At 67.1% G+C, this 24,811-nt stretch carries 30 protein-coding genes; 24 read left to right on the top strand and 6 right to left on the bottom strand.

All coding sequences use genetic code 11. The annotated features are described in order from the left end of the window. The first annotated feature begins 149 nt into the window (after nt 1–149). The 18 genes from ACZ5BH_RS07910 to ACZ5BH_RS07995 all read left to right on the top strand — a co-directional run bounded on the left by ACZ5BH_RS07910 (nt 150) and on the right by ACZ5BH_RS07995 (nt 13,835). Nucleotides 150–647 (top strand): GlcG/HbpS family heme-binding protein, encoded by a 498-nt coding sequence (locus ACZ5BH_RS07910; RefSeq protein ID WP_464888718.1) that lies wholly within the window; start codon nt 150–152, stop codon nt 645–647. Between the two features lie 16 nt (nt 648–663). After that, the gene (locus ACZ5BH_RS07915; RefSeq protein WP_464888719.1) at nt 664–894 is read left to right on the top strand and encodes a cysteine-rich CWC family protein; all 231 of its coding nucleotides are present in this window, start codon (nt 664–666) and stop codon (nt 892–894) included. Next, nucleotides 891–1,589, top strand: a complete 699-nt coding sequence (locus ACZ5BH_RS07920) for an adenosylcobinamide amidohydrolase (protein WP_464888720.1) — start codon at nt 891–893, stop codon at nt 1,587–1,589. The genes ACZ5BH_RS07915 and ACZ5BH_RS07920 overlap by 4 nt, the downstream gene beginning before the upstream one ends. 108 nt (nt 1,590–1,697) lie before the next feature. Further along, complete coding sequence (locus ACZ5BH_RS07925; RefSeq protein ID WP_464888721.1) at nt 1,698–2,918, top strand: AAA family ATPase; 1,221 nt, start codon at nt 1,698–1,700, stop codon at nt 2,916–2,918. 141 nt (nt 2,919–3,059) lie between these two features. Beyond that, the gene (locus ACZ5BH_RS07930) at nt 3,060–3,347 is read left to right on the top strand and encodes a PilZ domain-containing protein (RefSeq protein WP_464888722.1); all 288 of its coding nucleotides are present in this window, start codon (nt 3,060–3,062) and stop codon (nt 3,345–3,347) included. Between the two features lie 161 nt (nt 3,348–3,508). Continuing rightward, entirely contained in the window at nt 3,509–4,417 is a 909-nt protein-coding gene (locus ACZ5BH_RS07935; RefSeq protein ID WP_464888723.1) for a patatin-like phospholipase family protein, read from the top strand. Beyond that, complete coding sequence (locus ACZ5BH_RS07940) at nt 4,414–5,349, top strand: potassium channel family protein (RefSeq protein WP_464888724.1); 936 nt, start codon at nt 4,414–4,416, stop codon at nt 5,347–5,349. Before ACZ5BH_RS07935 ends, ACZ5BH_RS07940 begins: the two co-directional genes overlap by 4 nt. 17 nt (nt 5,350–5,366) lie before the next feature. Further along, the gene (locus ACZ5BH_RS07945; RefSeq protein ID WP_464888725.1) at nt 5,367–5,705 is read left to right on the top strand and encodes a TraR/DksA family transcriptional regulator; all 339 of its coding nucleotides are present in this window, start codon (nt 5,367–5,369) and stop codon (nt 5,703–5,705) included. A gap of 213 nt (nt 5,706–5,918) precedes the next feature. Beyond that, complete coding sequence (locus ACZ5BH_RS07950; RefSeq protein WP_464888726.1) at nt 5,919–6,308, top strand: DUF6627 family protein; 390 nt, start codon at nt 5,919–5,921, stop codon at nt 6,306–6,308. A 30-nt stretch (nt 6,309–6,338) separates the two neighbouring features. After that, nucleotides 6,339–7,364 (top strand): PA2778 family cysteine peptidase, encoded by a 1,026-nt coding sequence (locus ACZ5BH_RS07955; protein ID WP_464888727.1) that lies wholly within the window; start codon nt 6,339–6,341, stop codon nt 7,362–7,364. Further along, entirely contained in the window at nt 7,354–7,794 is a 441-nt protein-coding gene (locus ACZ5BH_RS07960; RefSeq protein WP_464888728.1) for a YkgJ family cysteine cluster protein, read from the top strand. Before ACZ5BH_RS07955 ends, ACZ5BH_RS07960 begins: the two co-directional genes overlap by 11 nt. A gap of 376 nt (nt 7,795–8,170) precedes the next feature. After that, the gene (locus tag ACZ5BH_RS07965; protein WP_464888729.1) at nt 8,171–8,536 is read left to right on the top strand and encodes a PilZ domain-containing protein; all 366 of its coding nucleotides are present in this window, start codon (nt 8,171–8,173) and stop codon (nt 8,534–8,536) included. 80 nt (nt 8,537–8,616) lie between these two features. Beyond that, nucleotides 8,617–8,898 carry a PilZ domain-containing protein gene (locus ACZ5BH_RS07970; RefSeq protein ID WP_464888730.1) on the top strand — a complete coding sequence of 94 codons (282 nt, stop codon included), beginning with the start codon at nt 8,617–8,619 and terminating at the stop codon, nt 8,896–8,898. A 16-nt stretch (nt 8,899–8,914) separates the two neighbouring features. Then, on the top strand, nt 8,915–9,388 hold the full coding sequence (locus tag ACZ5BH_RS07975; protein ID WP_464888731.1) for a YcgN family cysteine cluster protein: 474 nt from the start codon (nt 8,915–8,917) through the stop codon (nt 9,386–9,388). After that, a complete protein-coding gene (locus ACZ5BH_RS07980) occupies nt 9,385–9,756 on the top strand; it encodes a sirohydrochlorin chelatase (RefSeq protein WP_464888732.1) in 372 nt (123 codons plus the stop codon). The genes ACZ5BH_RS07975 and ACZ5BH_RS07980 overlap by 4 nt, the downstream gene beginning before the upstream one ends. 177 nt (nt 9,757–9,933) lie before the next feature. Continuing rightward, entirely contained in the window at nt 9,934–10,416 is a 483-nt protein-coding gene (locus tag ACZ5BH_RS07985) for a YajQ family cyclic di-GMP-binding protein (protein ID WP_464888733.1), read from the top strand. A 437-nt stretch (nt 10,417–10,853) separates the two neighbouring features. Next, a complete protein-coding gene (locus ACZ5BH_RS07990; RefSeq protein WP_464888734.1) occupies nt 10,854–12,323 on the top strand; it encodes an AAA family ATPase in 1,470 nt (489 codons plus the stop codon). A gap of 78 nt (nt 12,324–12,401) precedes the next feature. After that, nucleotides 12,402–13,835 carry a hypothetical protein gene (locus ACZ5BH_RS07995; protein WP_464888735.1) on the top strand — a complete coding sequence of 478 codons (1,434 nt, stop codon included), beginning with the start codon at nt 12,402–12,404 and terminating at the stop codon, nt 13,833–13,835. A 171-nt stretch (nt 13,836–14,006) separates the two neighbouring features. Here ACZ5BH_RS07995 and ACZ5BH_RS08000 read toward each other — a convergent pair whose 3' ends face one another. Further along, nucleotides 14,007–15,500, bottom strand: a complete 1,494-nt coding sequence (locus tag ACZ5BH_RS08000) for a rhomboid family intramembrane serine protease (protein WP_464888736.1) — start codon at nt 15,498–15,500, stop codon at nt 14,007–14,009. Between the two features lie 175 nt (nt 15,501–15,675). On the opposite strand from ACZ5BH_RS08000, the gene ACZ5BH_RS08005 reads away from it, so the two are divergent. After that, on the top strand, nt 15,676–16,503 hold the full coding sequence (locus ACZ5BH_RS08005) for a cyclic nucleotide-binding domain-containing protein (protein WP_464888737.1): 828 nt from the start codon (nt 15,676–15,678) through the stop codon (nt 16,501–16,503). 141 nt (nt 16,504–16,644) lie between these two features. Beyond that, the gene (locus ACZ5BH_RS08010; RefSeq protein ID WP_464888738.1) at nt 16,645–17,220 is read left to right on the top strand and encodes a YfaZ family outer membrane protein; all 576 of its coding nucleotides are present in this window, start codon (nt 16,645–16,647) and stop codon (nt 17,218–17,220) included. A 132-nt stretch (nt 17,221–17,352) separates the two neighbouring features. Here the strand turns inward: ACZ5BH_RS08010 and ACZ5BH_RS08015 are convergent, their stop codons facing one another. After that, nucleotides 17,353–17,949: a CBS domain-containing protein gene (locus ACZ5BH_RS08015; RefSeq protein ID WP_464888739.1), complete on the bottom strand. Its 597-nt coding sequence runs from the start codon at nt 17,947–17,949 to the stop codon at nt 17,353–17,355. 74 nt (nt 17,950–18,023) lie between these two features. Between ACZ5BH_RS08015 and ACZ5BH_RS08020 the strand changes: the two genes are divergently transcribed. Beyond that, the gene (locus ACZ5BH_RS08020) at nt 18,024–18,725 is read left to right on the top strand and encodes an HAD family hydrolase (protein WP_464888740.1); all 702 of its coding nucleotides are present in this window, start codon (nt 18,024–18,026) and stop codon (nt 18,723–18,725) included. A 400-nt stretch (nt 18,726–19,125) separates the two neighbouring features. Here the strand turns inward: ACZ5BH_RS08020 and ACZ5BH_RS08025 are convergent, their stop codons facing one another. Then, on the bottom strand, nt 19,126–19,527 hold the full coding sequence (locus tag ACZ5BH_RS08025) for an HU family DNA-binding protein (protein ID WP_464888741.1): 402 nt from the start codon (nt 19,525–19,527) through the stop codon (nt 19,126–19,128). A 134-nt stretch (nt 19,528–19,661) separates the two neighbouring features. On the opposite strand from ACZ5BH_RS08025, the gene ACZ5BH_RS08030 reads away from it, so the two are divergent. Further along, nucleotides 19,662–20,021 carry a Rieske (2Fe-2S) protein gene (locus ACZ5BH_RS08030; RefSeq protein ID WP_464888742.1) on the top strand — a complete coding sequence of 120 codons (360 nt, stop codon included), beginning with the start codon at nt 19,662–19,664 and terminating at the stop codon, nt 20,019–20,021. A gap of 65 nt (nt 20,022–20,086) precedes the next feature. After that, entirely contained in the window at nt 20,087–20,674 is a 588-nt protein-coding gene (locus ACZ5BH_RS08035) for a TIGR04211 family SH3 domain-containing protein (protein WP_464888743.1), read from the top strand. A 221-nt stretch (nt 20,675–20,895) separates the two neighbouring features. Here ACZ5BH_RS08035 and ACZ5BH_RS08040 read toward each other — a convergent pair whose 3' ends face one another. After that, nucleotides 20,896–21,783 (bottom strand): HDOD domain-containing protein, encoded by an 888-nt coding sequence (locus ACZ5BH_RS08040; RefSeq protein WP_464888744.1) that lies wholly within the window; start codon nt 21,781–21,783, stop codon nt 20,896–20,898. Nucleotides 21,784–21,954: 171 nt separating this feature from the next. Here ACZ5BH_RS08040 and ACZ5BH_RS08045 point away from each other — a divergent pair, with 171 nt between their 5' ends. Continuing rightward, nucleotides 21,955–23,139, top strand: a complete 1,185-nt coding sequence (locus ACZ5BH_RS08045; RefSeq protein WP_464888745.1) for a cyclic nucleotide-binding domain-containing protein — start codon at nt 21,955–21,957, stop codon at nt 23,137–23,139. Nucleotides 23,140–23,187: 48 nt separating this feature from the next. On the opposite strand, the gene ACZ5BH_RS08050 is transcribed toward ACZ5BH_RS08045, so the two are convergent. Both ACZ5BH_RS08050 and ACZ5BH_RS08055 read right to left on the bottom strand, forming a co-directional pair. Then, nucleotides 23,188–23,529 carry a histidine triad nucleotide-binding protein gene (locus ACZ5BH_RS08050; RefSeq protein ID WP_464888746.1) on the bottom strand — a complete coding sequence of 114 codons (342 nt, stop codon included), beginning with the start codon at nt 23,527–23,529 and terminating at the stop codon, nt 23,188–23,190. 101 nt (nt 23,530–23,630) lie between these two features. Then, the gene (locus ACZ5BH_RS08055) at nt 23,631–24,674 is read right to left on the bottom strand and encodes an NADP(H)-dependent aldo-keto reductase (protein ID WP_464888747.1); all 1,044 of its coding nucleotides are present in this window, start codon (nt 24,672–24,674) and stop codon (nt 23,631–23,633) included. Nucleotides 24,675–24,811: the final 137 nt, after the last annotated feature.

Below are 24,811 nucleotides of genomic sequence, written 5' to 3' on the forward strand. Positions count from 1 at the left end.
GAGTGTGGCACGCGGAGCAAGGCCGCTCAATATGGCCAATTGCGGGGGGTTTAGGCCTTTTTTCTGAGGCCGCTTGTGGTGTCCTGAGGTCTTTGCTATATCGGTTCTGGGTATTCGCAGGCATCCTCTAGGATGCAGGAGATAAGGACATGCAGGGTTATGCAAGAAATATCGTGTTGGGTGGGTTGCTGATGATTTCCTCTGGCGCGCAGGCGGCAGACGTGTTGACCCAGCGCAATATCGGCATGGAGCTGGCGCGGGACCTCGCCTCGGAGACGGTGCTGGCCTGCCGCAAGAAGGGGTATCAGGTCAGCGTGGTGGTGGTGGATCGCAGCGCCACGGTGCGGGCGGCCCTGCGTGACGATCTGGCGGCCCGCTTCACGTTGCAGATCGCCGAGGAGAAGGCCAACGCCGTGATCCTGTCCGGCACCGATACGGGCACCTTTGCCCGCAACCGCGCGGTCATCGTGCCCCAGCTCAACGAAGTGGACGGCATCATGATTCTGCGCGGCGGGGTGCCCATCGAGGCCGGGGGGTATCGCATCGGCGCGGTGGGCGTCAGCGGCGCGCCCGGCGGGGATCTCGACGAGGCCTGTGCCCGGGCCGCGCTCGACAAGCTCGAGGAACGGCTGGCGTTTGCCGAATAGGGCAGGGGGAGGGGCCGTGCCGTTGCATGAAGAAAAGATCTGCCCTCGCTGCCGCCAGGGCTTCGAGTGCAAGAGCGGTTCCATCCTGCTTTGCCAGTGCCAGCGCGTGGCGCTCGATGAAACGCAGCTGGCCTGGATCGCCGAGCGCTACGACGATTGCCTGTGCCACCGGTGCCTGCGCGAATTGCGCAGTCTCTGCAACCGGTGGCAACACCGCGAGCGGATCCGCCGCCTGTTGCCGTCGTGAGCGTCTTGCCGGGCCAATGCGGCCCCGTGGCCGGGGTGCCGCTGCGGGGAGCCCGCCTCGCGGTCACCGAGCAGCATGTGCACGTGGCCCTGGAACGGGACTGGCACGTGCTGGGTTCGGCGGTGCTCAACGGCGGCCTGATCCGCGCGCGGCATCTGCTCAACCTGCGGGTTTCCGGGCACGCGGCCGACGAGGCACCGGAGGCCACCCTGCAGCGCCATGCCCGCGCCCAGGGCTGGCGAGGCACCGTGGTGGGCATGATGACCGCCGCCTCGCTCGATTCCCTGCGCCTGGCCTGCACCCACGTCCAGGGGGTGGAACTGGCCGTGCTGGTCACCTGCGGCCTGTCCAACCTGCGCCGCTGCGGGGATCGGGCCGACTACCGCCTGTTGTCCCGTTCGGGGCCGCCGGGCACCATCAACATCCAGCTGCTCACCACCGCCTGTCTGACGCCGGCCGCCATGGCCGAGGCCCTGATGATGATCACCGAGGCCAAGACCGCCCTGCTGCATCAGCGGGATCTGCGCAGTCCCGTTTCGGATCTGCCGGCCACCGGCACCGGCACTGATGCCCTGGCCGTGGCCTGCGATCCCCGCGGGCCCGAGGTCCGCTATTGCGGCAAGCACGTGCTGTTCGGCGAGGCGCTCGGCACGCTGGTGATGGATGCCCTTGGCCGGTCGCTGGATCGGCAATGAGAGCGACAGCCTGGGCGGCGAACCCGGCGGCCGCGCTGCGGTTCTGGACATTTTCCGAGCTGCGGGTCATGCTCTGACCCTGGGCAGGCTGCCACCCGCAATGGCCGGATGTACCGCGATTTCTTCCAGCTGGACGACCATCCCTTTCGCCTCACCGTCGATGCGCGTTACTTCTTCATGGGCGATGGTCACGCCCGCGCCTCGGCCTATCTCCACTATCTGTTGCAGACCGGCGATGGCATCGGCGTCCTCACCGGCGCGCCCGGCGTGGGCAAGACCATGGTGCTCGAGCACGTGCTGGCCGAACGGGCCGAGGAGAGGAAGGTGGCACGGCTGCAGCAGACCCAGCTCGACGATGCCGAGTTTCTGCTCGCCGTCTGCCTGCAGTTCGGCATCGAGGCGGCGTCTGCCAACAAGGCCCGGTTGCACGCGGCCCTGCGGCAGTTTTTCGAAGCGGAGCATTACGCCGGACGGCGCGCGGTGCTGGTGGTGGACGAGGCGCAGGCCCTGCGCCCCGCGGTGCTGGAGGAGATCCGGCAGCTCGCGGGGCTGGAATGTCACGGGCGCAAGATCCTGCACATCGTGCTGTGCGGCCAGCCGGAACTGGTGACGGCCCTGGCGCGGCCCGAAGCGGCAGCCCTGGCCCAGCGCCTCCGCCTGCACGCGCACATTCCGCCGCTCGCCGAGGCGGAACTGCCGCGCTATATCGATCACCGTCTGCGGATCGCCGGCTGCCGGGACTGCGTGGCCTTCGCCGATTCCCTCCTGCCGGCGGTGCAGGCCTGCACCGGGGGCGTGCCGCGCCGCATCAACACCCTGTGCGACATGCTGCTGACGGCGGCCTGTGTCCGCAACACCCGGCAGGTGGACGCGGCCTGCCTCGACGCGGCCCTGACCAAACTCGGCTGGACGCCGGACACGGCGCTGCCGGCCACGCCCGACACCGCGCTGCTGCCCGCGCCGCAATTCGGGCCCGTGGCCTTCCGGCCCCGGCTGATCGTCTACCGCCACGGCCGGCCGGTGAAGGGCTATCTGCTGGACCGGCCGCGTCTGCTCATCGGCCGGCATCCGGAACTGGACATCGTGCTGCGCTCGCCCCAGGCCAGCCGTACCCATGCCCAGATCGTGCATCTGGACGGGGCCTGGTATCTGCAGGATCTCGACAGCAAGAATGGCACCCTGGTCAACCGCAAGCGGATCGCCTGGCACCGCCTCACGCACGGAGATCACGTGCGGATCGCCAACCACGTGCTGGTCTATCACGACCGCGAACCCGAATTCACCCGCCGGCGCCTCGCCGAACGGCCAGTGCCCCGCCTGGCCGTCTGATCCGCCCTCATCTGGAACGGTTCCACATACAAATATTTTATCGGCCTTGCATATCAACGGCTTGGCGCAGGCCACCGTGGATGCAGACCGCGGTTGCGGGTGCTAGATTTAGATATACCGTTCCGATTGCGGAGGTGTTCCATGCCTGAGCGACGTATGCACCCACGCCAGCGACTGGATGCGCGGGTTCGGCTCTATCATCCCGTTCATGGCACCCTGGATGGCCGGATACGTGATCTCTCCAGTGGCGGAATGTTCGTCACGCTCGAACGGGTGCCGGACATCCATCCCGGCAACGGCGACGGCCGGTTTCTCTGCAAGCCCATGAACATGGACGCCATCTTCGACATGGCCTGCATCCGCCTCACCGCCGAAGGTCTGGCCCTGGCCTTTCTCGAACAGGCCGAGTCGGCCGAAACGCTGCACTGATCCCGCCCCTTACCCGGCCGGTCCGACAGGCGCTTGAAAAGGCCCAGGGAGCGGGGGTTCAGCCGCCTGTCGCGTCGGGGAACCGCTATCTCCCCGGTTCGCTTTCCTGATAGACTTTTTCCAATCCGATCCCACGGCCCGCAGGCCAAGGACACCCCGACATGAGCGGACAACCCCGACCCACGGTGGCGCTGGTGCTGGGCAGCGGTGGCGCGCGAGGGCTGGCGCACATCGGTGTCCTGCGCTGGCTCGACGAGCACGGCTTCGACATCCGGGTCATCTCCGGCTCCTCCATCGGCGCGCTCATCGGCGGCTTCTACGCGGCCGGCACGCTCGACATCTACACCCGCTGGGTGCGGGCTCTGCGCCAGGCCGACGTGTTGCGGCTCATCGACTTCGCCTTCAGCCGCGGCGGCCTGATCGGCGGCGATCGGGTCATGCAGACCCTGGAGCGCCTGCTGGGCGATGCCAACATCGAGGATCTGCCCATCCGTTATACGGCCGTGGCCACCGATCTCGAGAACCAGAAGGAAGTCTGGCTGCAGCGGGGCTCCCTGTTCCAGGCCATCCGTGCCTCCATCTCGGTACCGGCCTTCTTCGCGCCCGTCACCTGGCGGGGACGGGTGCTGGTGGACGGCGGCCTGCTCAATCCGATCCCCATCGCGCCGACCCTCTCGGCGCACACGGATCTCACCATTGCCGTCAATCTCAGCGGCGAGCCCCGCGACGTCTCGCAGGAAACCGAAGCGGCGCCGCCGGTGCCCAACCGGAACCGCGGCAACAGCTACCAGGATCGCATCAATGCCTTCCTCGACGAGCTGCTCGAACGCTTCACCGAGCGGGACGAGGAATCGATCAACATGTACAACGTGATCATCCGGTCCTTCGATGCCATGCAGGTGACCATTGCCCGCTTCAAGCAGGCGGCCTATACCCCCGATCACGTCATCGACATCCCCGCCAACGCCGCCCGCCTGCTGGAGTTCCACCGGGCCGACGAAATGATCTCGCTGGGGTACGCCGAGACCGAGCGGGTGCTCGGGCCGCTGACAAGGAGCCGTCCGGCATGATCCCCCGGGAAGACGTGATGCGCTTCCTGGGCCTGGCCGGGGTGGACCCGGCCGAGAATCCCCGGGCCCGGCGCCTGGGCCGGCGTCTGGAATGGCCGATGCTGGGCGTGGCACTGTGGATCCTGGTGGAATGGTATCTGGGCGCCAAGGGGCTCTCCTCGCCGGCGCTCGAGATCTTCACCAACTGGCTGGTCTGGCTGGCCTTCGCCGGGGAATTTCTGATCCTGGTGGCGGTGGTGGACGATCGCTGGCGCTTCGTGCGCGGCAACTGGCTGAACCTTCTGATCGTGCTCGGCGGCGTGGTGGTGCTGTGGCTCGGCACCACGCCCTACCAGGCGCTGTTGCGCAGCCTGCGGCTGCTCATCGCCCTGGAGCTGCTGCTCAATCTCTCGCGCACCATGCAGGAGCTGCTGCGGCGCAACAATCTCGGCATCACCCTGCTGGTGAGCCTGCTGGTCACGGCCGTGGCCGGGCTGCTGGCGGCCGGGATCGACCCGGGCATCGCCAACCCCTTCGAGGGACTGTGGTGGGCCTGGGTCACGGTCACCACCGTGGGCTATGGCGACGTGGTGCCCACCACCCCGGCCGGGCGGATCCTGGGCTCGCTGCTGATCCTGCTGGGCGTGGGCCTGTTCTCGATCCTCACCGCCAACTTCTCGGTGTATCTCATCTCCCGCAGCCGGCGCGAGATCACCGCCGACGTGGAGAAGGAACTCAGCCGCGTGGAACGCCAGGTCGGCGACGTGCGCCACGAGGTGCAACGGGAAATCGGGCAGGTGGAAGCGGAAGTGGACACGCTGGATCGCCAGATCGCCCGGCGCATTGAGCCGGGTCAATTACAGCTGCAGCGGCGCCTTGAAAGCATCGATCAGCGACTCGATAAACTGGAAGGAATGATCGAGGCGCTCGCGCGCCAATCCCGACAACCCTGAACCGAAGGAGATCGTCCATGGCCGATTACACGGCATTGCGCAGAGAACTGGAACGCAAACGCGAGGAGATCCTGCAGCGCCTCAACGAAATCCAGGAAACCTGGCACCGGCCGGTGGACGTGGATCTGGAGGAACAGGCCCAGGAACTCGAAAACGAGGAAGTGCTGGCGGCCCTGGACAAGGAGGGCATGGAGGAACTGAACCGGATCGACCGGGCCCTGGAGCGCATGGACCAGGGCATCTACGACGTCTGCCGCCTGTGCGGCGCGAAAATCTCGCCCCAGCGGCTGGCGGCGCTGCCCTACACGGACGTCTGCGAGGTCTGCGCATCCGATGCCGAAAAGCTCGGGGAGTGAGCTTGCCGGCGGGGATCCGCCGATGGATAATCCATGCAGGCAAAGGCGGTTTTCAACAGCCAGTGATTAAACGTCTCAAAATTGTGCCGACACAAACGGCGCCGGTGTGGGATGGGTGTGGGCCGGCTCCGCTACGCTTGAGCTACCCTACGGACGGGAGGTAGAACGATTTTGAGACATTGAACAGGTGTCCACGACGGAGGGTTTGCGCCCATGAAAACCTGGCAGAAAATGCTCAGCGCCGTGCTGGCGCTCAACCTGTTTCTTTCCTCCACGGCGCCGGTGCAGGCCGCCATGGTCGGCAACGGGGCCATCGTTCAGCAGGCCCGGGCCGAACTGGATCGGGCCGCCCTGCGGGAAGTGCTTTCCCGCGACGTCGCCCGGGCGCAGCTTCAGGCCCTCGGCGTCTCCCCCAAGGATGTGGATGCGCGGGTCGCGGCCATGACCGATGCCGAAGTGGCCCAGGTCAACCAGCACCTCGCGCAGATGCCGGCCGGGGGCGACATCCTCGGCCTGCTGCTGATCCTGTTCATCGTCTTCATCATCACCGACATGCTCGGGGCCACCGACATCTTCCCCTTCGTGCACCCCATCAACAAATAGGTGACGGGTGGCGGGGGACGGGTAGCGGGGATGACGGTCCGTTTTCACCGCGCAGGGTGGCGGTGGCCAGGCTGGCGGCTGTTGTGGCTGGTGGCGGCGCTCGCCGGCTGCGCCGCGCCGCCGCAGACCACCGCCCTGCGGGAAGCGCCGCCCGCGGATCTGCCCCCGCGGGCGGAGATCCGCGCCACCCCCTTCTTCCCCCAGGAACGCCACCAGTGCGGGCCGGCGGCCCTGGCCACGATCCTCGAATACCATGGCCTTGCCACCGACCCGGCGGATCTGGTTCCCCGGGTCTACCTCCCGGCCCGGGAAGGCAGCGTGCCGGTGGAAATGGTCGCCGCCGCCAGGCAGAGCGGCATGCTGGTCTATCCGCTGGCGCCCTCCCTGGCCGATGCCCTGCGCGAGGTGGCGGCCGGCCATCCGCTGCTGGTGCTGCAGAACTTGGGGCTCGACTGGGCGCCCCGCTGGCACTACGCGGTGCTGATCGGCTACGACCTCGAGGCGGGCGAAGCCGTCCTGCGCTCCGGCACCGTGCGCCGCTGGGTCACGCCCCTGGCCACCTTCGAGCGCACCTGGGCGCGGGGCGGCCGGCGCGCCTGGGTGATCCTGCCCGCCGGCCGCCTCCCGGCCACGGCCCGCCGGGTGGCCTATCTCGAGGCGGCCGCCGATCTGGAACGCACGGGCCGGCGCCAGGCGGCCTTCGCCGCCTGGCAGGCCGCCGTGCAGCGCTGGCCCGACGCCTTCCGGGCCTGGCTCACCTTCGGCAACGCCCTCTACGATCAGGGCGACGTGCATGGCGCCATGCGCGCCTTCCTGCGCGCCACGCGGCTGCAGCCGGGCTCGACGAGCGCCTGGAACAACCTCGCCTACGCCCTGCTCGGCGACGGCTGCCCGGTGCAGGCGCGGCGCGCCATCGACTGCGCCGTGCGGCGTGCGCCGGCCGATCCCAACCTGCAGGACTCGCAACGGGAGATTGCCGCCCGCGCCACGGGACGGGACCGCCGTCACTGCCCGGTCTTGCGCTGTCCTTCCCTGGAGACCCCGCATGGCCCCTGACGACATCGACTGGGAAGCGGAACTGGCCGACGATCCCGACTGGCAGGCCCTGTCGCCCGAGGAACGCCACCGCCTGCTGGCGGTGATGGAAAAGATGCTGGCCATGGGCATGGCCGGCATCTACGGTGACGAGGCGCCCGGCGAGCCCGATGCCGACGTGCCCTGCCAGCGCGTGCTCGGCGAATGCAAGGCGCGCTGCTGTACCTTCATCTTCGCCCTCACCCGGGAGGAGGTGGCCGAGGGCCGCATCGCCTGGAACCGGGAGAAGCCCTTCTTCATCGCCCGCGATGCCCACGACGGCTACTGTCCCCACCTGGATCGCGCCACCTTCCGCTGCACGGTCTGGGAACACCGCCCGCTGCGCTGCCGCCGTTATGATTGCCGCGGCGACCGCGAAGTCTGGCCCGCAGGTTTTCCAGGGAAAGTCTGACAGGCCTGCCATACTGGTGGTCAAGCGTTTTTGCGTATGACCTTCAGGCTACTGCCGAAGGCCGGCGAAATCCGCATAATTCAAGCTTTCCGGCTGGCTGCCGAGACATTGCTCTGCAATGGAGATCCGGATTTTGGCCTGTTGTTCAAATGTAAGCACTGAGCCCTTGGGGGCAGGGAGGGGGTTCGTGACCGTCGGCCGCAGGGATGCGGCCGTCGAGCCTACAGGGATGTATTTACGGCGTGTCACGAACTCCCTCCCTGCGCGCAAGGGCGGATTCTGAAAAACGGCAAGCGCGCTGTGCGCAAAGTGTGTTCCAGTTACGGGAATGGCCGTCAGGAGTGTCGCTAGAATCATGCATACGGGAAATCATTCCATGTTCGTCGACCTGGGGTTGCAACGTCAGATGCGCGAGAAGCGTGCGAGTGTTCGCAAGGACGTCCGGGCCCGGGTGCGGATCACCCATTCCACCTTCGGCGTGATCCGCGCCTGGACCCGCAACATCTCCGATCGCGGGGTATACGTGGAATTGCGCGAAAAGCCCCATCTGCCCGTGGGCGCCCACATCAAGCTGCAGATGCTCGATTCGGCCATGCCCGAAATCGCCTTCAACATGAAGGTGGAGCGCACCGACGCGGAAGGGATTTCCCTGAGCTTCGTGGACTACGAGATCCGCGGCGAGCGCCATTCCATGGAATCGCTGCGCCAGGTCTGGAACCGGCAGGCCAGCCTCTCGTCCTGAACGGCCGGCGAGACGGGCCCTGGCGTTTGGCGCCGGGCCGCGGTGTGGTCTATGCTTGTGGGACAGGAGTTGCACGCATCATGCACGAACGCCGCAAACACCGCCGGATCCCCTTCGCCCGTGCCGTCACCGTCACCGACAGCGGCGGGGAAACCTGCCTGCTCGAGGCCGAGGATCTCTCCCTGGCCGGCATCCGTCTGTACAGCGATCGTCCCGTGCCGGTGGGCGAAATCCTCAACCTGCGCTTCTTCGTCGTCCCCCGGGGCGAGGCCCATGCTCTGAACATGCAGGGCCAGGTGCGCCACGTGGAGGCCGCCCACGAGGGCTACAGCCTGGGCGTGGGCTTCCTCGATCAGGCCTGAGACCGGACGGCCCGCCATGCCCGCTTCCCGCCGTTTCTGGCAGGACAAGCCCCTGCGCGAACTCGAACCCGAGGAATGGGAAGCCCTGTGCGACGGTTGCGGCCGCTGCTGCCTGCTCAAGCTCGAGGACGCCGACACCGGCGAGATCCACTACACCAACGTGGCCTGCCGGCTGCTCGATCTGGATCGTTGCCGCTGCCGGGACTACGCCCAGCGGGCCAAACGCATCGCCGAGTGCCTGGTGATCCGGCCGGACGATCCCGGGGTGTTCGAACAGCTGCCGGACACCTGCGCCTATCGCCTGCGGGCCGAGGGCCGGCCGCTGCCCGACTGGCACCCCCTGGTCAGCGGCGATCCCGCTTCGGTCCGGGCCGCCGGGATGAGCGTGGCGGGGCGGGCCGTGTCCGAGGAATGGGTGCATCCCGAGCAACTGCCGGAACAGATCGTCACCTGGGTGCGTCCCGCGCCCAGGCGCAGGCGCGGTGCATGAGCGGCGTGGCCCTGGTGCTGGTGGCCCACGGCAGCCGGCGAGAGGCCTCCAATGCCGAAGTGCGCGCCCTGGCGGCGGATCTGGCGGCCCGCGCCGGCGAGCGGTTCTGCTGCGTGCGCGCCGGCTTCCTGGAACTGGCCGAGCCGGCGATCCCCGAGGCCATCGCCGCGGCCATCGCTGCCGGCGCCACCGAGGTGCGGGTGCTCCCCTGGTTCCTCTCCGCCGGCCGCCACGTCGTCGAGGACATCCCCGAACAGGTGGCCGAGGCCCGCGCCCGCCATCCCCAGGTTCCCATCCATCTGCTTGGCCACGCCGGCGCCCTGCCGGGCATGCCCGAACTCCTCCTCGCGGCGGCGGAAGGCGGGTAGCGAGTCGCTGGTGGCGATGGCGTAGGAGCGGCGCAAGCCGCGAATCATGCAGGGACGAGTGGCGAGGGCCGAGGAAAAACGCTTATGCCAGGCTTCGAAAACCTCGTCCCTCGTCCCGCGCCCCTGAAAATATGGTAAAAAACCGGCACCCAGGCAGCCCCGCACGAGGAGTTTCCCATGCCCAGTTTCGATGTGGTCTCGGAAGTCGAGATGCACGAAGTCACCAATGCCGTGGACCAGGCGAATCGTGAAGTGAGCACTCGCTTCGACTTCAAGGGCAGCGGCGCGCGCTACGCGCGCAACGATGCCGAAATCGTGATGATCGCGCCCTCCGAGTTCCAGTTGCAGCAGATGCTCGACATCCTCCAGACCCGGCTCAGCCGGCGCGGGGTGGACATCGCCTGTCTGGAAATCGGCGAGCCCCAGGCTTCCGGCAAGGAAGTGCGCCAGACCGTCACCGTGCGCCAGGGGCTCGACACCCCTCTGGCGAAGAAGATCGTCAAGCTGATCAAGGACAGCAAGCTCAAGGTCCAGGCCGCCATCCAGGGCGAAAAGGTCCGGGTCAGCGGCAAGAAACGCGACGATCTGCAGAAGGTGATCGCCCTGCTCAAGGAGGCCGATCTGGAAATGCCGCTGCAATTCAACAACTTCCGGGATTGACGGGGCGTGAACCACATCGCCCATCGAATTCCTGATCACTCGTTTGCCAGGGTTTAGAGCCCTTGCGGCCGGTGAGACGTTTCGTGACCGTCGGCCGCAGGGATGCGGCCGTCGAGCCTACAGGGAGGTATTCACGGCGAGTCACGAAACGTCTCACCGGCCGCAAGGGCGTGTGCAATGTTGTGCCAATAGCCATAGCTGTTCGGAAATCTGGAACAGCGAGTGGATTGCCTGCGGCCGGCCGGTATCGCGGCCCGGCTTGCAAAGGCCGCGTGGCCTGCTATGTTTGGATAACCCCTGAGCCGGATTCTGCCGGCAATCCCGTTTCCGGGCGGCCTGCCCGGCACACCCTCTCTCCTCCGGTTGAGCACTGCGTCGGGAGGGGGTTCTTTTTGGTATGATTTCCCGATGCCCCGTCAGGAAAATCCGCCCCCGCCATGAGCGATCAGCCGGATCTGGAATGGGTGCTGCGCTCCCGGACCCCCATCGTCGCCCTCGAGACCCGCGAGGAGCGCCGTGCCCTGGATCTGCTGCGCCAGCTCGCCAACCGCCTGCCCTGGCCGGTGTACAAGTGGACCCTCACCGAAGGCCTGACCTCGCTGGCCTTCGATTTCGCCCTCGAGGGCCGGCACACGGAACCGGTCGCCATCCTGCGCCACATCCGCGACGCGGCCCAGCCCGGCGTCTACGTGCTGGTGGACTTCCATCCCTTTCTCGATGATCCGGTCAACGTGCGCCTGCTCAAGGACATCGCCCTGCGCTACGACACCAATCCCCGCACCGTGGTGCTGCTCAGTCACGAACTCTCCCTGCCGCCCGAGCTGGACAACCACGCCATGCCCTTCCATCTGCAGTTGCCGGATCGGCAGACCCGCCGGCAAATCGTCCTCGACGAGGCGCGTCGCTGGAAGGCCGAAAAGGGCCGCAAGGTGGGTGCCGATCGCGAGGCCCTGGAGCGGCTGATCGACAACCTCTCCGGCCTCACCGCCGCCGAAGTGCGGCGCCTGGCCCACAAGGCCATCTTCGACGACGGCGTGATCGACGCGCACGATCTGCCTCGCCTGATGCAGGCCAAGTACGAGCTGATCAATCAGGACGGGGTGCTGCACTACGAATACGAAACGGAGCGCTTCGCCGACATCGGCGGCTTCGCCCGCCTGCGGGAATGGCTGGAGCAGCGGCGCAGCGCCTTTCGCGATCCCCGCCCGGAACTCGACGCCCCGCGGGGGATCCTGCTGCTCGGCGTGCAGGGCTGCGGCAAGAGCCTGGCGGCGCGCGCGGTGGCGGGGATCTGGGGAATTCCCCTCCTGCGCCTCGACTTCGCCACCCTGTACAACAAGTATCACGGCGAGACCGAACGCAACCTGCGCAAGGCCCTCAAGGCCGCCGAGGCGATGGCCCCCTGCGTGCTGTGGATCGACGAGATCGAAAAGGGCCTGTCCACTTCCGACACCGATGCCGGCACCTCCCGGCGGGTGCTCGGCACCCTGCTCACCTGGATGGCGGAGCAGGCCCGCGGCGTGTTCCTGGTGGCCACGGCCAACGACATTCAGGCCCTGCCGCCGGAGCTGATCCGCAAGGGGCGCCTCGACGAGATCTTCTTCGTGGATCTGCCGGACCGGGCCGCGCGCAAGCACATCTTCGACATCCATCTGCGCAAGCGGGGCCTCGATCCCCTGCACTTCAACACCGGCGAACTGGCCCGCGAGACCGAGGGCTTCTCCGGCGCCGAAATCGAACAACTGGTGGTGTCCGCTCTGTATGCCGCCCATGCCCGCCAGGCCCCCTTGGGTGATGCCGATCTGCGCGCGGAGATCGCCCGCACCCGGCCGCTCTCGGTGGTGATGGCCGAAAGGATCGCGGCCCTGCGCGAATGGGCCCGCGAGCGCACGGTGGCGGTGGACTGATCCTCCAGGCGGCGGGAAACCGCACCCGCTGTGCTAATATCGGCCCAATTCAAGACCAGGAAGGTACCCGCGCAGTCCATGGCCCGCATCTTCTGCAAGTACCATCCCGACGTGCCCGCCCGCTGGATTTGCCGGGCCTGCCAGATCCCCTTCTGCAGCCAGTGCATTCCCGGCGAGGGCGAGGCGGCGCCGGCCTGTCCGGTGTGCCGCCAGGCCGTGGAATCCCTTGGCGCGGGAAACGTCATCGAACCGTTCTGGCAACGGCTGCCGGCCATCTTCGCCTGGCCCCTGCAACGCACCCCGCTGCTGTTCATGCTGGCCCTCAGCGGCCTGGGATTGCTGGTGGCCTTCCTGCTGGGCGGGAGCCTGTTCGGCTGGCTGCTCGGCAACGTGGTGCTGTATGCCGTGTTTCTCAAATATGCCTACGTGGTGCTCGAGAACACCGCCCAGGGCCACCTGACCCCGGAACCGATCACCTGGCACGTGCTCGCCGATGAGCTGGAACTGCCCTTCAAGCAGTTCTTCATCCTGTTCCTGATCGCCGCCATCAACGACAGCCTGTACCGGACCGGTGGCGGCGGACTGATGCTGGCGGGTCTGTTTCTCACCGCCCTGCTGCTGCCGGCCAGCATCATGGTGCTGGCCATCGAGCGTCGCCTGCTGGCGGCCATCAATCCGATCATCCTGATCGACGTCATGCGCCGGATCGGCATGCCCTATCTCCTGCTCTGGCTGTTCCTGTTTCTGCTGATCAGCGGGCTCAACGAGACGGGCGCCTATCTCTACCACTACCTGCCCGTGGCCTTCGCCATGCCCCTGGACGGGCTGCTGGGCAACTACGTGACCCTGGTGGTGTTCCACCTGCTGGGCTACACCCTCTACCAGTATCACGAGGCCCTGGGGGTGCCCATCCACGACGCGGTGGCCGCCCCGCCGGCCCCGGCCGGGAACGCGGCGGTGCCGGGGCCCCTGCGCGAAGTGGAAATCCTGTTCCACGAGGGCCGCCACGATGCCGCGCGCGAGCGCCTGCTGGCGCTCATCGGCCAGGAACCGGGCAACATGCTCTACCGGGAACGGCTCCACCGCCTGCTGATCAACCTCGGCGACCGGGACGGTCTGCGCCGGCACAGCGGCGAATACGTCTCCCGCCTGCTGTTGCACGGCAAGCCGTCCGAGGCCCTGCGCGTGTTCACCGAGTGTTACCGGGTGGATCGGGAATTCAAGTTCGGCGATGCCCGGCAGCGTCACCGCATGGCCGAGCTGCTGGCCAACAACGGCCAGGACCGGGCGGCCCTGGCCCTGCTCAACAACCTGCACCGGGATTTCCCCCAGTACCCCGGCGTGCCCGACGCCTACCGCCTGGTGGCCCGCCTGCTGTCCGAGAAGTTCAACCAGGACGATCGCGCCCGCCAGGTGCTCGACTTCATCGAACAGCGCTACCCCGACTATCCCCACCTCGACGAAGTGCGCGCCTATCGCCAGGTGATCGAGCAGGTGGCGGGCAACGGTTAGCAGGCGGTTGAAAAACGTCGTTTTTCAACCGCCGGCGAGAAAGCCGCCAGATTTCCGAGGTAGGCCGGCTCAAGCGTAGCGGAGCCGGCGGAATGGTTGCTTCCCCGGCCTCAAGGGCGATCTCGATGCGGGATCGTTGGCCAGGGATGAGGGGGCCGGAACCCAGCCTTGTCATCCCGCTTTCGACCCGCCTTCCATGGCCGCCCCGCCAAGCCGCGCCTCGGGACTGTCCGGATATTTCTCGCGCAGCAGCCGCAGATAGTGTTCGGCCTTCTGCCGCTGGTTGGCGCGGCGGAAGTGGGTGACCAGGGCCATCAGGCCTTCCGGGTTGCGGCGGAAGTCGCCGAGGCGGCGCGTGAGATGCACGATGATCTTCTCGGCCTCATCGAGAAAGCCGCGGGCGGCAAAACGCAGGGCCAGGTTCATCATCTCTTCGGGGCTCAGGCGCACCTGGGGCTGGACCCGCCGCACGTAGTCCACGAAGGTTTCGTGCTGCAGCTTCACCGTGGCCGGATCGGCTGCGGGCAGGGTGAGCAGGCGGCGCGCGGCCGTGTGGATCTCGTCGTCGGCCGGCTGGAGTTTCGCCACGTTGTAGCGCTGGATCATCAGGCTCACGTTGTCCGGCTGTTCCGCCGCCAGTTCGCGGAAGATGAGGCGGGCGCGACCCACGTCCATGCGCGAGAGGGCGGCCAGCCCTTCCGCGTAGCGTTCATCGAAGCGGCGCTGCCGGTCTTCCTCGTCCAGGTAGTCGAGATCGATTACCGGCGCGCCCCAGCGGCGCAGGGCCAGGGCGAACAGGGTGCCGCCGAGCAGCCCGCCGATGTGGGCCAGGTTGTTCACGTTGCTGGGGGCGAACAGGTATTCGTAGAGCTGATAGATCAGCCACACCGGCAGGAGGATGATGGCCGGCGCCCGGAAGTAGCCGAAGTAGAACAGCAGGGTGTAGAAGAAGCGGATCTTGCGCAGGCCGAACAGCACCACGTACATCCCCGACAGACCGAAGATGGCGCCCGAGGCCCCCAGCGCCAGCAGCCCCGAGTCGGGCTCCGTCAGCAGATACAGGCCGTTGGCGAACAGGCCCGAGAGCAGGTACCCCCCCAGATAGAGCCAGCGCCCGAGCACGGCTTCCACCACGTAACCGAACAGGAACAGGAAGATCATGTTGCCCAGCAGGTGATCGAAACCGCCGTGCAGGAACATGGAGGTGAAGGCGGTCAGCAGGGAGGGGTGGATGTTCACCTGGGCGAAGCGGTAGGTGGTCGAGGCGTTCAGGCGGCGCTCGAAGTCGGCGCGCAGGCGGTGCCAGCGGGCATAGTCCGGCATCTCGGGCGTGATGATCTCGCCGGCGGTCAGGCGCTGCATGAACGGGCCGTCGTGGATCATGGTCTCGGCCAGGACGCGCTCGAAGTCGCTGCCCTGTTCGTCCAGGTAGAGGCGCAGGCCCGGAAATTGGGTGGGATTGTCGGGATCGTCGAGATAGCGGCGGTAGGCCGGCAGTTCGATCTCCGGCAACGCGGTGCTGAAGTAGTAGTCGAAGGCCTCGTGCTCCACCTGGGCGTCGTCGAGCTGGGCGCCGAAATAGACCAGCACGTTGATCAGAATCAACGCCAGGGTGACGACGGGGGGACGACGCCAGTCGGGTCGGCGGGCGAGCGGGACGATCATGGTCTGGCCGGAGTCGTGGAACGGGTCAATGGTAGCGGCCGCAACCCACCCGGGACAAGGGCAAAACGGGCCGCCGGGGCATTCGGCAAACTGTGAAGGATTTCCTGTGCGCGGGGCGACGGGGGGCGGAAGATGGCGATCGTCCACAGCCCATCTCCCCGCAAAGGAGGGTGCCATGCCAGGGAACCGCGACATGCTCGATGCCGCCCGCGAGGCCATCGACGCCCATCACACCTTCGGACAGCTCCTCAGCGCCGAGGAGAAACAGTATCTGCTCGACCATGGCCGGGTGCGCAGCGCCGCCACCGGCGAGGAAATCTGTGCCCGTCATCAGGTGGACAACCGGGTCTACATCCTGGTGATGGGCGAGGTGGAGGTGCGGGAAGGCCACGGCCGGGATCGGCGGCTGGCGCGCCTCGGCCCCGGCGAGATCTTCGGCGAAATCGCCGCCCTGTACCGCCTGCCGCGCATCTCGCGGATCGTGGTCAGCCGCCAGGCGGTGCTGCTGGAACTGCCGGGCGAGGTCTTCGAGCGGGTGGTCGATGCCCGGGCGCCCCTGCGCCACGCCCTGATCGCCCGCTATCGCCAGCGCCTCGGCGAGACCGCCCTGCGCAGCGTGCCGCCCTTTCAGGCCCTGCCCGAGCCGGCCCTGCGCGCCCTGGTGGAGGCGGTTTCGCTGGTCAGCTTCCCGGCGGGAACGGTGATCGTCCACGAGCGGGAGCCGGGAGACGCCCTCTACGTGCTGATCTACGGCAGTGCCCGGGTCAGCCACCATCTCGCCGGCGAACGCCTGAACGTGGCCCTGCTCCAGGGCGGGGACTATTTCGGCGAATGGTCGGTGATGACCGGGGCGCCGCGGGCCGCCACCGTCGAGGCGGTGACCCGGGTGGAAGCCCTGCGCATCGAGTGCCAGGACTTTCTGGCCTTCATTCAGGCCCATCCCGAGATCCGCGAGCGTCTCGATCTGATTGCCCACAACCGGCTGGCGCAAACCGCCGGCTGACCGCAGGCGGAAGCGGTTTTCTCGCTGGCACGATTCTGGCAATATTCCCCCACTGACGTTCGGGGGGCGTCGGTTTTCCGGCGCCCCCATTCACGATCCCCGCACCCCGGGGGGATCCGCTAGCACGGGAGAGACGGAATCATGGCACGCAAACTGGCATTGGCGTTCACGGCACTGGGGCTGCTCGCAGGACCCGTCCGGGCCGACATCCTCAATATCCAGCTCGGCGACGACTATGCGCGGATCCGCTACGTCAACGAAAGCCTGGCCCAGAGCGTGGGCCGCATGGAGGTGGACATGGGCTATCTCTATTCCACCCGCAACACCACCTCCGACTATCTGCTGCACGCGGGGCTTCAGGTGCGGGGCGAAAGCCTCGACGCACCGGTGATCGTCTCGGTGGGGGCGCGCCTGTACTATGGGCAGGCGGCCGACTACACGGTTGGCGGTTTTGGCCTGGGGGCGGGCGCGGAGATGATGCCCGAATCCTGGAACGGTTTCGGTTTCGGCGTCTACGGCTATTTCGTGCCCCAAGTGGTCTCCTTCGCCGATGCGAACGGCCTCAGCGAACTGGGGGCGACCTTCAATTTCCAGATCACCGAGCAGGCGATGATCCAGGTCGGCATTCAGCGGGTGGTGGTGGACGTCGCGCCCAACAACATCGGCAACCACACGGTGGACGACGGGATCTACATCGGCCTGAACATGCTGTTCTGACCGGCGCCCGAACAGTCCCGCCTCAGGGGCGTACCGGTTGCGGAATCCACCGCCGAAGCGCTCGGCAAATCGGAACGGCTCTTCTTTTTTCAGCCCGGGAACGGAAAACGCGGTTTTCCGTTCCCGGCATGGTCATGAGGCGATCAGCACTTCCTTCAGCTCGGTGAAGGTTTCCGCCCGGCCGTTGCTGTCTTCCAGGGGGATGCCCAGCTGCTTGCTGATCTGGGTGCAGGAGAAGATGCCGCGAATGGTCATGCCCGTCTCGGTGCGCTCGACCACCAGGGCGTGACGCCGGCCCTGGCCCTTGAGGGTCTCGGCCACGTCGCCGACCCGGGCCCGCTCCACGTCGCGCAGATCCAGCACATCCAGATCCGGCTGGGCGATCATGATGTCGGCCACGGCGAGATCCTGCACCGGCATGTTGAGCTTGCGGGCGTGCAGCATGGGCTTCTCGCCCAGCAGGTCGGTGGAGGTGATGAGGCCCACCACCTGTCGGGCGTCGTCCACCACCAGCAGCAGGCGCACGCGGGCGGCGATCATGGTCTGGTTGGCTTCGGCCAGGCTGGCCGAGGGGCTGATGGTCACCGCCGGGATCTTGGTCAGGTCGGTCATGACCGACAGGGCCGGGGAATCGAGCTGGACCAGCTCGGGCAGATCCGCATCGGGGCGCTGATAGCTGCTGCCGGGTTCGAGTGCCAGGCTGGGCAGAGGGGTGTAGTTCTCGGTCATGGCATGATCTCCTGTACGGCGGTTTCGATTCAGTATTAAACCAATTCCAGCACCCCGACAAATAAAAACCCTCAATGCCCCCATCCATTCACGGTATCTGTTTCGATCTCTTCAACACCCTGGTCAACGTCGGCCGGGTGCCGGCCACGGTGGGCGGTTACACGGCCGACATCCTGGGGGTGGACCACGAACGCTGGCGGGCCGCCTGTTTCGGCGATCAGCACGAGATCCGCCAGCCCTCCGATGCCTTCGAGAACCTGCGCCGCATGGCCCATGCCCTGGACCCGGCCATCCCGGAAAGCCGGATCCGGCAGGCGGTGGAACACCGGCAGCGGCGCTTCGATCATGCCCTGCGCCATGTGCCGGAGACGGTGCTGACGGTGCTCGCCGGCCTGCGCCGCGAAGGCTGGCGCCTGGCGCTGGTGTCCAACGCGTCGACCGCGGAGGTGCGGGCCTGGGCGGATTCGCCCCTGGCGCCGCTGTTCGATGCGGTGGTCTTCAGTTGCGAATGCGGCGCGGCCAAGCCCGAGCCCGGCATCTACCGGCAGGCGCTCGCGGCGCTGGCGCTGGAGGCCCCGGCCTGTCTGTTCGTGGGCGATGGCGGCAGCCAGGAACACCGGGGCGCCCATGCCCTGGGCCTGCATCCCCTGTGGCTCACGGAACACGTGGCGCCGGCGCGGCAGGCGCGGCTGGCCACGGAGCTGGCCCCCTGGATCCAGGGCCGCATCGAACGGCTCGGGGACTTGCCGGACTGGCTCTCGGCGTATGCCGGCTGAATCGCCGCACCGAATTCACGAGCGCTCCCGTTTTTCGCGCTTGCCACAGGCCGGTTCCAGCGCAGCGACGCCGGCTTGTCATGCTGAGGGGTTTATCGAGTTCGGGATGAGCACTGAGCCCTTGAGGTTGAGGGAACCTTTCGTGACCGTCGGCCGCAGGGAGGCGGCCGTCGAGCCTACAGGGAAGTATTCACGGCGTGTCACGAAAGGTTCCCTCAACCTCAAGGGCGGATCCGATTCTGGTTCAGTGAGTTTTTGCCGGTGTCGCTGCGCTGGAACCGGCCTGCGATGCGGCATGACCCCGCCAACGGGAGGCGTCCTCCCTTGCGGCGGCAAACCGCGCGGGCATGAAAAAAGGCCGGCAATGCCGGCCTTTTTTCATGACAAGATGGCGACGCGGTCAGTTCGCCATGTCCTTGAGGGCCTTGAGCGGTTGCACCTTGACCACGGTGCGGGCCGGCTTGGCCTTGAAGATGGTCTCTTCCCCGGTGAAGGGGTTGATGCCCTTGCGGGCCCGGGTGGCGGGCTTGCGCACGGTCTTGATCTTCATGAGGCCGGGAATGGTGAACACGCCGGCGGCGTTCTTGCGCACGTGACCATGGATGATTTCGGCCAGGGCGTCGAACACGGCCGCCACGTCCTTCTTCTTGAGCTCCGTCTTCTCGGCGATGGCGTTGTAGAGCATGGTCTTGGTGTAGGGCTCCTTGATGGCCCGGACGGTGGTCTTCTTTACGGCCGCCTTCTTGCGCGCGGCGGTCTTCTTCTTGGCAACCTTCTTTTTGGCTTTTTTGCGAACGGCCATGATGTCTCCTGCGTTGATTGTCGGACAAGAATTTCCGATACAATAGCACAATCCAAACGGATTTGAAGCTGCTATACAGGCATTTCCCGTCCATTTTGCCTTCGAGGCCCGTCCCGTTTCCGGAGATCGCTCGCGTGTCGAATCCCCCCTGCTGGCACGATGCCGGCCCCGCCGACGACCTGTCCGACCCCGGCACCCGGACCTTTTCGCTGACCTGCGGGGACGCGGAACTGGCCGGTTTCCTGGTCCGCCGGCACGGTGAACTGCGGGCCTTTCGCAATCGCTGTCCCCATACCGGCGTGGCGCTGAACTGGGGCGGCGACGCCTTCCTCGACCTCTCGCACCGTTTCGTACTGTGCAGCATGCACGGCGCGCTGTTCCGGCCGGAAGACGGTCTGTGCGTGCACGGTCCCTGCCTGGGGCAGCGCCTCGAGCCCCTGCCGGTGCGGGTCCGGGCTGGCCGGATCGAAGTGGCCTGCCCGGCGGGGCGGTGAGGTTCTAAAGTCCGGGCGCCACGGGCCGATACGGTTCCCAGAACCCGAGCATGTCGAGGTGGCCCATGTTCCGCAAACCGTTTCTCGCCGGCCTGTGCCTGCTGGCGTCGCTGGCCGGCGCCGAGGCCGTGATGGCCGAACAGGTCTATGTCTCCGATACGTTGCGCGTGGGCGTGCGTCCCGAACCCGACAACCGCACCGCGCCGGTGGACGTGGTGCTCAGTGGCATGCGTCTGGAGGTGCTCGAGCGCCGCGAGGGCTACCTGCGGGTTCGCACCGAAAAGGGCACCACGGGCTGGGTGCGCGAGGCCTACGTGGTCGCCTCGCCGCCGGCCACCGTGCGCCTGCAGACCCTGCAGACCGAACAGGCCGCCCTGGCCCGGCGCCTGGCCGAGGCCGAGGCCGCCGCGCAGGCGCTGGAGAAGGCCAACCGGCAGCTCGTGCGCCGCGTCGATGATCTCACCGCCGAACGCTCGCGGCTGATCCGCGAGCAGGCCCGCCTGCAGGCCGCCGTTCCCGAACCGCGCCCCTTCAGCGCCACCTGGATGTGGTGGCTGCTCGGCATCGCGGCCGTGGCCACGGCCGGCTTCTTCAGCGGGATCAGCTGGTACCGCCAGTCGGTGATGCGCCGCCTGGGAGGCTTGCGGGTGTAAAGGCAGGGCCGAGGAACGAGTGGCGAGGGACGAGGAAAATCGGTTTCACGGCCCCCAGACCCGAAGGGGCTGTTCGCGAAGCACCGCACCGATTGGCCGAAAAATCAACGCAAAGGCGCAGGGATCGCAAAGAACTTGTAGGAACGGCGCTTCGCCGCGATGAGCAGGGGCGTGATCTTCCGGCATGTTTCTCTCGGCCCTCGCTACTCGTCCCTTGTTTGTTATCCGAACCCCTTGACCATCGCTTCCAGCACATCCCCGGCTTCCAGTACGTCGTCCATGGCCAGGTAGAGTTCCTCCTCGGGCAGTTCCAGTTTGTCGAGCAGTTGCGGATCCGGTTCGTCGCTGGCCGCGTCCGACATGTTGTGCGAGCGCAGGAGCTGATCGGTGACCTGCACCAGCCAGACCGCCGCCGGGTGATCGCCCTGGTAGTCGGGGTTGTGGTGTTCGCCCGTTACCGCGTGCAGGATGGCGGGCATCTCCCAGGCCTGCATGAGGCGGGCGCCGAGTTCGGCGTGGGTGAGGCCCAGCAGGCGACGTTCCAGTTCCACGGGCGGCACCTCGGGCTTGGCCAGCATGGCCTTGTTGAGCCAGAAGTATTCGCTTTCGAACAGGCTGGCCAGCACCAGGTGGCCGATGTTGTGCACGAGGCCGCACAGCCAGGCGTTGCCTGGCTGCAGATCCCAGGCGCGGCCATGCCGGGTGGCCAGCTTCTGCATCAGCGCGGCGCTGAAGAGGGCGTTGTGCCAGAACCCGGCCAGGCTCAGGGGACCGACGCCGGGCAGGCGGAAGGCCTGGCTCAGGGCCTTGCCCAGGGCCAGGTTGAGCACGTTCTCGAAGCCCAGCACGCGGAAGATGGCGTCGTCCAGGCTGTCCACGTCGTGCTGGCCGTAGAGCGGCGAGTTGGCGTAGCGGATGATCAGCGCCGCCAGCCCCGGATCGAGACGCACCACGTCCACCAGTTGCTCGACGGTGGCATCGGGATCGTCGCGCAGCGCCAGCAGGCGGCGGGCCAGTTGCGGAATGACCGGGAGGGTGTCGAGTTCGGCAACCCGTTCGCGAATGTCCAGTCGCGGGCGGCCGTCGTCCAGAGGTTCCGTTTGCGGCATGACTGCTCCCTGACGAGTGAGTGATTTCCTGGTGGGGGTGTCAAAGTGTGAACCGGTTAACGGTTCCGCTTCGGCGACTCCCGACACCATTCAAATCGTCCCTTCTGCCTTCAACTTTAGCTATAGTGGAGAGAAAAACCACCTCTACTGAACCGCCAGGCCGATTCACCCATGCGCACACGCCGCAAGATCACCATCGACCTCGAGCGCCTGCGAACGCTCGAGCCGGTTTCCACCCTCTCGGAGGAACGGCTGCAGGAGCTGTTGCCGCTGACCGACGTGGAACGGGTGCCCCTGGGGGGAAGCCTGTTCCGGGAAGGGGATCTCGACAACCAGACGCTTTACCTGCTGGAGGGCGACGTGCAGCTCACTTCGTCCAACGGCCGCATCGATCGGATCGTGACCGCCCGTGATCCGGAAGCCCGCTTTCCCCTCGACGACAGTCAGCCCCGCCAGGCCACGGCCGTGGCCCTGACCCGGGTCGAGGTGATGCGCATCGACAACAACGTGCTCGACTACATGATGACCTGGGATCAGCTCGCCAGCGCCGCGCCGCCGGTCCCGCCCGCGACGGAGGAAGCGGCCCGCCCCCCCGAAGAAGGCGGCGCGGACGAGGTCGCTGCGCCGGCCCCGGCCGCTGACGGGAGCGAGGCCGCGGCAACCCCGCCCGCGGCGCAAGCGGCAGAGGCGCCGGCCAAGCCGGCCGGGGGAGACGGAAGCTGGATCCGCAAGATGCGCCACATCATGGCCTTCAAGGCCATGCCGCCGGCGAACATCCGTCCGCTGCTGGAACGCATGGAGAGCGTGGAAGTGAAGGCCGGCGAGCGGATCATCGAACAGGGCGGGCCGGGCGACTACTACTACGTGCTCACCGAGGGCGAGGCGAAGGTCACGCGCACCGTGGAACTGGCCACCCTGCAGCCCGGCATCGGTTTCGGCGAGGAAGCCCTGATTTCGGGCGGCCAGCGCAATGCCACGGTGACCATGCTCACCGACGGCGTGGTGATGCGCCTGTCCCGGAAAGACTTCGACGAACTGCTGCGCGAACCCATGCTGCAGCGCCTTTCGCCCGAGGAGGCCCGGGTGGCCGTGGCCGGCGGCGCCCGCTGGCTGGACGTGCGCCACGCCCGGGAATACCATCACGCCCACCTGCCGAAGGCCGTCAACATCCCCCTGCACGAGCTGCGCCTGCGCCTCGACGAACTGGACCGCGACACCGCCTGGATCTGCTACTGCGGCACCGGCCGCCGCAGCTCCGCCGCCGCCTTCCTCCTCGCCCAGAAGGGCTACCGCGCCAGCGTGCTCAACGGCGGCGTGCGGGTCATTGCCCAGGAGCTGGTGAAGGCCGGCGAGTAGGGTGCGCTCGCGCAGCAGCGCACCTTCCTCGGTCCTCGTCCCTCGCCACTATCCTGGCGGCCAGTGCATCTGCCGCCCCGCCAGCAGGTGCAGATGGATGTGGAACACCGTCTGCCCGCCGTCGCGGTTGCAGTTCATCACCACCCGGTAGCCGTCCTCGGCCACGCCCAGCTCCTTCGCCAGGTGCCGGGCCGTCAGCAGCAGCCGGCCCAGCAGCTCGGCATCGTCGTCCTCCGCTTCGTTGAGGGTGGCGATGTGCCGGCGCGGGATCACCAGCAGGTGATGCTTCGCCTGGGGATGAAGATCCCGGAAGGCCACCACGTGGGTGTCCTCGTAGACGATCTCCGCATCGATTTCCTTGTTCGCGATCTTGCAGAACAGGCAGGGCATGAGGTTTTCCTCCACTGACGTTTGCGCCCAAGCTTAGCCTCGACGGTGACGTTGTGCCAGGGGAGACAGGCGGGGAGCCTTGGCGTCGAAAAAACGTCCGGTTACGGACTGGGATTCGGATGTGCCTGATGGATCCGTTCGATGCCGTCGAGCACGCTTTCGGGCAGTTCGAGGTCGATGCTGGCGATGTTGGCCCGCAACTGCTCCAGGCAGGTGGCGCCGATCAGGGTGCTGGTGAGGAAGGGGCGACCGTGGACGAAGGCCAGGGCCATCTGCGCCGGGTCGAGGCCGTGGTCGCGGGCCAGTTGCACGTAGGCCTCGGTGGCGGCCTCGGCCTGGGGGCTGGAATAGCGGGTGTAGTCGGGCCAGCGGGTGATGCGGGCGCCTTTGGGCCGGGCGCCGTGCAGGTACTTGCCGGAGAGCACGCCGAAGCCCAGCGGCGAGTAGGCCAGCAGGCCGCAGCGTTCGCGGATCGACACCTCGGCCAGGCCGATCTCGTAAGTGCGGTTGAGCAGGCTGTAGGGGTTCTGCACGCTCACCACCCGCGGCAGGTCGAGCTGCTCGGCCGCGGCGAGAAAGCGCATCACGCCCCACGGGGTCTCGTTGGACAGGCCGATGAAGCGGATCTTTCCGGCCTGTACCTGCTCGGCCAGGGCCGCCAGGGTCTCGGCGAAGGGCGTGAAGTCCTCATCGGCCTCGGGCGTGTAGCCGAGCCGGCCGAAGAAGTTGGTCTTGCGCTCCGGCCAGTGCAGCTGGTAGAGATCGATGCGGTCGGTCTGGAGCCGCCGCAGACTGCCTTCCACGGCCGCGCGGAGGTGCGCCCGCCCGTAGCGGGTGCGCCCGCCGCGGATGTGATCCACCCAGCCTTCGCCCGGCCCGGCGATCTTGCTCGCCAGCACGATTTTCTCCCGCGCGCCCCGCGCCTTCAGCCAGCGGCCGATGATGGTCTCGGTGGCGCCGCAGGTCTCCGGCCGCGGCGGAATGGCGTACAGCTCCGCCGTGTCGAAGAAGTTCACCCCCTGGGCCAGCGCATAATCCATCTGCGCGAAGGCCTCGGCCTCGGTGTTCTGCTCGCCGAAGGTCATGGTGCCCAGGCCGATGACGGAGACGTCGATGCCGGTGTTGCCGAGTTCACGGTATTTCATGGTGCGGTGCTCATTGATGGTGCAGGGGAAGGAACCCAAGGCCCGTAGGGCGATGAGATGGTCTCCTCCCCCCCTTAAAAACGGCGTCACGATGCGCCAAGATGGAAGCACTTCACCATCCATCGAAGAAGGAGGAG

The sequence above is a fragment of the Thioprofundum lithotrophicum genome, from assembly GCF_055387065.1.